Raw genomic sequence first — 5,913 nt, 5'->3', positions numbered from 1 at the left:
TAGCAGCTGGGGTCTCGGGGGTCCTCTCCGAGCAGATCGGGACGGCGCTCCCTGGTGCGCCGCTCGGCCTCATCTCGGCGCCAGCGCTCGATCTCGGCGTGGTGGCCGGAGAGCAGCACCTCGGGCACCTCCCAGTCCCGGAACCGGGCCGGCCGCGTGTACTGCGGGTGATCGAGCAGGCCGTCTTCGAACGACTCCTGAGCGATCGACTCGGGCTCCCCCACGACGCCCGGCAGGACGCGAGCCACCGCGTCCACGACGACGATCGCGGCCGCTTCGCCCCCCGCGAGCACGTAGTCGCCGATCGACAGCTCCTCGTCCACCAGGTGCTCGGCCACCCGCTCGTCGACCCCTTCGTACCGGCCGCAGATGAGGACGAGGCGGGGCCGGGCGGCCAGCTCGCGCACCAGTCTCTGGTCGAGCCTGCGCCCCGCCGGCGTGAGGAGGACGACGTGGGCTGAACGCTCAGGGTCGATCGACTCGACGGCGTCGAAGAGCGGCTCCGCCTTCATGACCATGCCCGGACCTCCCCCGTAGGGCTCGTCGTCGACCTGACGGTGGCGGTCGCGCGTGTGGTCGCGCAGGTCGTGGACGGCGACCTCGAGCAGCCCCCTGTCCACGGCCTTGCCCAGCAGGGCGGCCTGGGCGAACGCGCGGATCACGTCCGGGAAGATCGTGACGACGTCGATCCGCAACGGCTCAGGCCCGCAGGACCGCGCGGGCGACGATCCTGTCCTCGTAGCCGCGGACCGCGCGGTCGAACCGGCCCCCGCAGGTGATGAGCGTCAGGGTCGGGGCCCCCTGATCTCCGAGTATCCCGGCCGCGTCGGAGTCCCTGTGGAGCTGGTGGACCCAGGCCACCTCGAACCGGAGCTCCCCTTCCGGTCCCCTCACCACGACCGGGTCGCCCCGCTTCAGCTCCCCGAGGCGGAAGAAGGTGCCGGGCCGCTTGTTCCAGTCCTTGTGCCCCGCCAGGAGGGCATTGCCCTCGCCCACCCTCACCCCGTCCCACCACGCCACGTCGACGGCGTTGGACGGGGTCCCCATCGCCCCGTCGGCCTCGACCCCCACCGGGACGACGGGGGCCGTCTGGTTCAGCGTGGGGAGCTCGATCTCCGTCGGGGCGAAGACGGGGACCGGCACGGGCGTCTCCTCCACGGGTGACGGCGTCGGCGCCGCCACCACCTCCTGCGCCACCGGAGCCTGCTCGAGCTGCGGCGCAGGCACGATCGCCGCGGTCAGCGCGGCCGCCGAGGCCAGGAGCAGGGCGGGCCGGCGGAGCCGGTAGAGCAGCCGTCCGATCATCGGACCGATCCTATTCGAGCAGGCCCGGGATGGGGTCCACGGTGAGACGGCGGGCTCCCCGGTCGACGTGGGGGACGAGCGCCCTGACGAGGGGGACGAGGTGCTCCCGTCCGTCGGCCTCGATCACGAGCATGTCGCTGCCCGGCGGGTGCATCACGGCGACCACCTCGCCGAGGCGTTCCCCCTCCGGGGAGACCACCTCGCAGCCGACGAGCTCGAAGTCCCAGAACTCCCCCTCCGGCAGCTCGCGGACCTCCGAGGTGGGCACGAACAGCTCCATGCCCCCGAGCGCCTCCGCGGCCGTCCGGTCGCCGACGTCCTCGAAGGCGACGATGCGGCGTTCGCCGTGGACGCGCGACCTGGAGATGCGGAGCGGACGCCGGTCGGGACCGCCGAGCAGCCGGGAGCCGGGCTGGAACCGGGTCGGCTCGTCGGACTCGACGTGGACCTCCACCTCGCCCTTGAGCCCGACCGGCCGCTTGATGCGGCCGACGACGATGTGCTCGTCCCCCACGCGCCCCGCGCTACTGGACGATCTCGACGATGGCGCTGCGCCCGTCGCGGACGGCGGCCGCTCCGACCAGCGTCCGCAGCGCCTTCGCGACCCGGCCGTTGCGGCCGATGATCTTGCCCATGTCCTCCGGCGCCACCGAGAGCTGGAGGATGATCGCGCGCTGGCCCTCGAGCGACTCGACCTTCACCTCGTCGGGGTTGTCCACGAGGTAGCGGGCGACGAACTCGAGGATGTCCTTCACGACTTCGCGGCGGCCTTCGGCTTGCGCTCGCGCTGCTTCGCTGGCTTGCGCGGGTGCGCCGCCACGTGCTTCTGCCAGATCCCGGACCGCTTCAGCAGGGCGGTGACGGTGTCGGACGGCTGGGCTCCCGAGGCGAGCCAGTGCAGCGCACGCGCCTCGTCGATCTCGATGAAGCTCGGGTTGGGCTTCGGGTCGTACTGTCCGATGATCTCTATGAAGCGGCCGTCCCGCGGCGAGCGCGAATCGGCGGCCACGACCCGGTAGACGGGCTTCTTCGTGGTCCCGACGCGCATCAGTCGGAGCTTGACCATGTGAGTATGTCCTCTCGTCTCCTGCGGGAGGCGCCTGGGGCGCCGCCGGACAGGATACCAGGGCAGGGAGGGAGCGATGCGTCCGGACGACCTCTACGAGCTGACCGCGGTCGGCGACCCGCGGGTGAGCCCGGACGGCACCCGCGTGGCCTACACGCTGACGACGATGGACCGCGAGGACCAGGAGTACCGCAGCTCCATATGGACGGTCCCCGTCGACGGCTCGTCCGACCCGCGCCGGTTCACCTGGGGCCCGAAGCGAGACTCGTCTCCCAGGTGGTCGCCCGACGGGGCGCGGCTGGCGTTCGTGTCCGATCGCGATGGTGAGCGCGCGCAGATGTACGTGCTCCCGTCCGATGGCGGGGAGGCGGTCAAGCTGACCGACCTGCCCGAGTCGGTGACCTCACCCGTCTGGTCGCCGGACGGCACCCGGGTCGCGTTCTGCTCCCGGGTGCCCGACCCGGCCTACGAGGAGACCGACGACCGCCGGAGGAGGCCGCGCCGGATCACCCGCCTGGGGTTCAAGCTCGACGGGGAGGGGTGGGTGGTCGACCGTCCCGCGCAGCTCTTCGTCGTCGTCGCGGACGGGTCGAGCGAGCCCGTCCAGCTCACCTCGTTCGAGGCCGGGGTCTCCGGTCCGTCCTGGAGCCCGGACTCGTCCCGCCTCGTGTTCTCCGCGTCCGGACACGACGACCACGACCTCGACGACCGGTCCGACCTCTACGCGGTCGGCGCCGGCGGCGGAGAGCCCGAGCTCCTGACATCGACGGACGGCTCGTGCTCGTCTCCCTCCTGGTCGCCGGACGGCTCGGCCATCGCCTACCAGTACGCGGAGGGGGTCCTCGACCGGCCGCGCCACACCCAGATCGCCGTCCTCGAGCTCGGCTCGGGCGAGCGACGGCTCCTCACCACGGCGCTGGACCGCAACTGCGCCCCCTTCCCCTCCATCCGCGAGCCCGTCTGGACCTCTGACGGCCGCGTCGTCTTCGCGGTCGAGGACGGAGGGAACACCCATGTCTACCTGGGACCGGCGGACGGCTCGGCCGACCCGGTTCGGGTCGTGGACGGGGAGCTGCGGGTGACGGGCCTCGACCTGGTCGCCGGCGAGGGGGTCCATGCCGCGACGACCCCGACGATGCCTCCGGAGCTCTTCCACGGGGGGCGCCGGCTCACCCGCCACTCGTCGACGTTCTGCGAGAGGGCCCAGCTCGTGGAGGCGGAGCGGTTCACCGCCGTCTCCCGCGATGGCTCGGAGGTGGACGCGTGGATCATGCGCCCTCCCGGCTTCGACCGCACCCGCCGCTACCCCGTCCTCCTCAACATCCATGGGGGACCGTTCACCCAGTACGGCAACGGGTTCTTCGACGAGTTCCAGATCTACGCGGCAGCCGGGTACGTCGTCCTGTTCTCCAACCCCCGAGGCTCGTCGGGATACACCGAGGGGTGGGGACGCGCTATCCGCGGTCCGGCGGGCGAGGCCGGACCGGGCATGGGCTCGGTCGATATCGAGGACATGCACGCCGTGGTCGATACGGCGCTCGACCGCTTCCCCGAGTGCGACCCGCAGCGGCTGGGCGTGATGGGAGGCTCGTACGGAGGCTGGGCGACGTCGTGGATCATCGGACAGGACGACCGGTTCGCGGCCGCCTGCTCGGAACGCGCCGTGAACTCGTGGCCTTCGATGTACGGGTCGAGCGACCTGGGCTGGTCCTTCGTCGGGTACGTCGGAGCCCACTTCCACGAAGCGCCCGAGGCGTGGGAGGCGATCTCACCGCTCGGTCACGCGAACAGGATCCGCACCCCGTTGCTCATCCTGCATGCCGAGGACGACCTGAGGTGCAACGTGGAGCAGGCCGAGCAGCTGTTCACGCTCCTGCGGCTCAACCGGCGGGACGTGGAGATGGTCCGGTTCCCCGGCGAGGGACACGAGATGTCGCGGTCCGGGAGCCCGGCCCACCGCGTCATGCGTTTCGAGGTGATCCTGGACTGGTTCGCCCGATACCTGCGCCCATGAGGATCGCCGTCGCGGTCGTGGGCGCGCTCCTGCTGGCGTGGGTGGCGATGGTCGTCGCGCTGCTGGCGGCCGGGCCGCAGGCAGGGATGCTCAAGGAGGCCGTCCGCCTGCTCCCCGACACGATCAGACTGCTGAGACGCCTGGCCGCGGACCCGTCGCTCCCCCGGGGCGTCCGGGTGAGGCTCTGGCTGCTGTTCGCGTACCTCGCGCTCCCGTTCGATCTCGTCCCCGACTTCGTCCCCGTGCTCGGGTACGCCGACGACGCGATCATCATCGCGGCGGTCCTGCGCTCCGTCGTCCGTAGGGCGGGTCCGGACGCGGTGCGCCGGCACTGGCCGGGCAGCGACGAGGGCCTGGACGCGCTCGCTCGGCTGGCCCGGCTCCCCTAGGCGGTCTCGACCGAGTCGATCAGCTCCCGCGCGCGGGCCTCGTCCTCGGGACGGACGAGGATCCGGGAGCCGTGGGCGAACCCGAGGTGGGGGTAGTTGCCGGCCGCGTCGTCGGTGGCGAGCATCGCGTCGATCCCGTCCGAGTGGATCACCCCGAGCAGCAGCTCCGCGATCGGACGGGGGCCGCGGAAGACCGGGACGAGATCCGTGTCAGAAACCCTTCATCTTCGGCAGCGCCTTGCGGGCCTTGCGCGCCTTGCGGCGACCGGCCCCGGGGACCCCCCCGCCCGCCATGGACCGCAGCATCTTGCGCATCTGCGCGAACTGGTCCAGCATCCTGGACACGTCCTGGGGTTGGGTGCCGGAACCGGTGGCGATCCGCTTGCGCCTGGACGCGTTGATCAGCTCGGGCCTGGACCTCTCCTGCGGAGTCATCGACCGGATGATCGCTTCGACCCGGACCAGCTGCTTCTCGTCGATCTCCTGATCGGTGATGCGGCCGATGCCGGGGATCTTCGGCATCATCCCGAGCACGTTCTGCAGCGGCCCCATCTGCTTCAGCATCTGCAGCTGGTTCAGGAAGTCGTCCAGGTCGAAGCGCGCCTCCCGGATCTTGCGCTCCATCTCCTCGGACTCCTCCTCGGAGATGGCCGCCTCGGCCTTCTCGATGAGGGAGAGGACGTCGCCCATCCCCAGGATCCGGCTCGCCATGCGGTCCGGATGGAAGGGCTCGAGGTCCTCGATGCGCTCACCGGTCGACGCGAAGATGATCGGGACCCCGGCCGCCTCGACCAGCGAGAGGGCCGCACCGCCGCGCGCGTCGCCGTCCAGCTTCGTCAGGATCGCCCCGGTCGGCTCGAGCCGGGTGCCGAACGTCTCCGCCGTCGTGACGGCGTCCTGTCCGGTCATCGAGTCGAGCACGAGCAGGGTCTCGGTGGGCTGGACGGCCGACCGGAGCGACTCGGCCTGAGCCATCATCTCCTCGTCGATCGAGAGCCGTCCGGCCGAGTCGACGATGAGGGCCTGGAAGCGCTCGTCCTTCGCCCGCTTCAGCGCGCGCCGCGCCGTCTCCACCGGGTCGCCGCCGGCCTCCCCCGCCTCCACCTCGACGTTGATCTGGGAGCCGAGCTGACGCAGCT

Annotated in this window: 9 protein-coding genes; 2 read left to right on the top strand and 7 right to left on the bottom strand. The window is 71.5% G+C overall.

Annotated elements, in window-relative coordinates:
- The 5 genes from trmD to rpsP all read right to left on the bottom strand — a co-directional run.
- Positions 1-695 (bottom strand): tRNA (guanosine(37)-N1)-methyltransferase TrmD (trmD, locus tag VM840_00965; protein ID HVL80146.1); only part of this gene is annotated, 695 nt, incomplete at its 3' end.
- A 4-nt stretch (positions 696-699) separates the two neighbouring features.
- The gene (locus VM840_00960; GenBank protein HVL80145.1) at positions 700-1,305 is read right to left on the bottom strand and encodes a class F sortase; all 606 of its coding nucleotides are present in this window, start codon (positions 1,303-1,305) and stop codon (positions 700-702) included.
- Between the two features lie 10 nt (positions 1,306-1,315).
- Complete coding sequence (gene rimM / locus VM840_00955; GenBank protein ID HVL80144.1) at positions 1,316-1,819, bottom strand: ribosome maturation factor RimM; 504 nt, start codon at positions 1,817-1,819, stop codon at positions 1,316-1,318.
- Positions 1,820-1,829: 10 nt separating this feature from the next.
- A complete protein-coding gene (locus VM840_00950) occupies positions 1,830-2,060 on the bottom strand; it encodes a KH domain-containing protein (GenBank protein HVL80143.1) in 231 nt (76 codons plus the stop codon).
- A complete protein-coding gene (gene rpsP / locus VM840_00945) occupies positions 2,057-2,371 on the bottom strand; it encodes a 30S ribosomal protein S16 (protein ID HVL80142.1) in 315 nt (104 codons plus the stop codon). Before rpsP ends, VM840_00950 begins: the two co-directional genes overlap by 4 nt.
- 76 nt (positions 2,372-2,447) lie before the next feature.
- On the opposite strand from rpsP, the gene VM840_00940 reads away from it, so the two are divergent.
- Positions 2,448-4,385, top strand: a complete 1,938-nt coding sequence (locus VM840_00940; protein HVL80141.1) for a S9 family peptidase — start codon at positions 2,448-2,450, stop codon at positions 4,383-4,385.
- Positions 4,382-4,774 (top strand): YkvA family protein, encoded by a 393-nt coding sequence (locus VM840_00935; GenBank protein ID HVL80140.1) that lies wholly within the window; start codon positions 4,382-4,384, stop codon positions 4,772-4,774. The genes VM840_00940 and VM840_00935 overlap by 4 nt, the downstream gene beginning before the upstream one ends.
- Here VM840_00935 and VM840_00930 read toward each other — a convergent pair.
- Positions 4,771-4,926, bottom strand: coding sequence for a hypothetical protein (locus VM840_00930; GenBank protein ID HVL80139.1), 156 nt, complete (start codon positions 4,924-4,926; stop codon positions 4,771-4,773). The two genes, VM840_00935 and VM840_00930, sit on opposite strands and share 4 nt — an antisense overlap.
- 58 nt (positions 4,927-4,984) lie before the next feature.
- Positions 4,985-5,913, bottom strand: a 929-nt coding sequence (locus VM840_00925; protein ID HVL80138.1) for a signal recognition particle protein, incomplete at its 5' end; no start/stop codon positions are given.

It is taken from the genome of Actinomycetota bacterium, assembly GCA_035540895.1.
GTDB lineage: Bacteria > Actinomycetota > JAICYB01 > JAICYB01 > JAICYB01 > DATLFR01.
Note: the sequence above shows the minus strand (reverse complement) of the source record. Positions and strands in the feature narration are given on the sequence as shown.

Coding starts and splice junctions, on each gene's coding strand:
- VM840_00960 (HVL80145.1), bottom strand. CDS start 1,305: ATGATCGGACGGCTGCTCTACCGGCTCCGCCGGCCCGCCCTGCTCCTG.
- rpsP (HVL80142.1), bottom strand. CDS start 2,371: ATGGTCAAGCTCCGACTGATGCGCGTCGGGACCACGAAGAAGCCCGTC.
- VM840_00940 (HVL80141.1), top strand. CDS start 2,448: ATGCGTCCGGACGACCTCTACGAGCTGACCGCGGTCGGCGACCCGCGG.
- VM840_00935 (HVL80140.1), top strand. CDS start 4,382: ATGAGGATCGCCGTCGCGGTCGTGGGCGCGCTCCTGCTGGCGTGGGTG.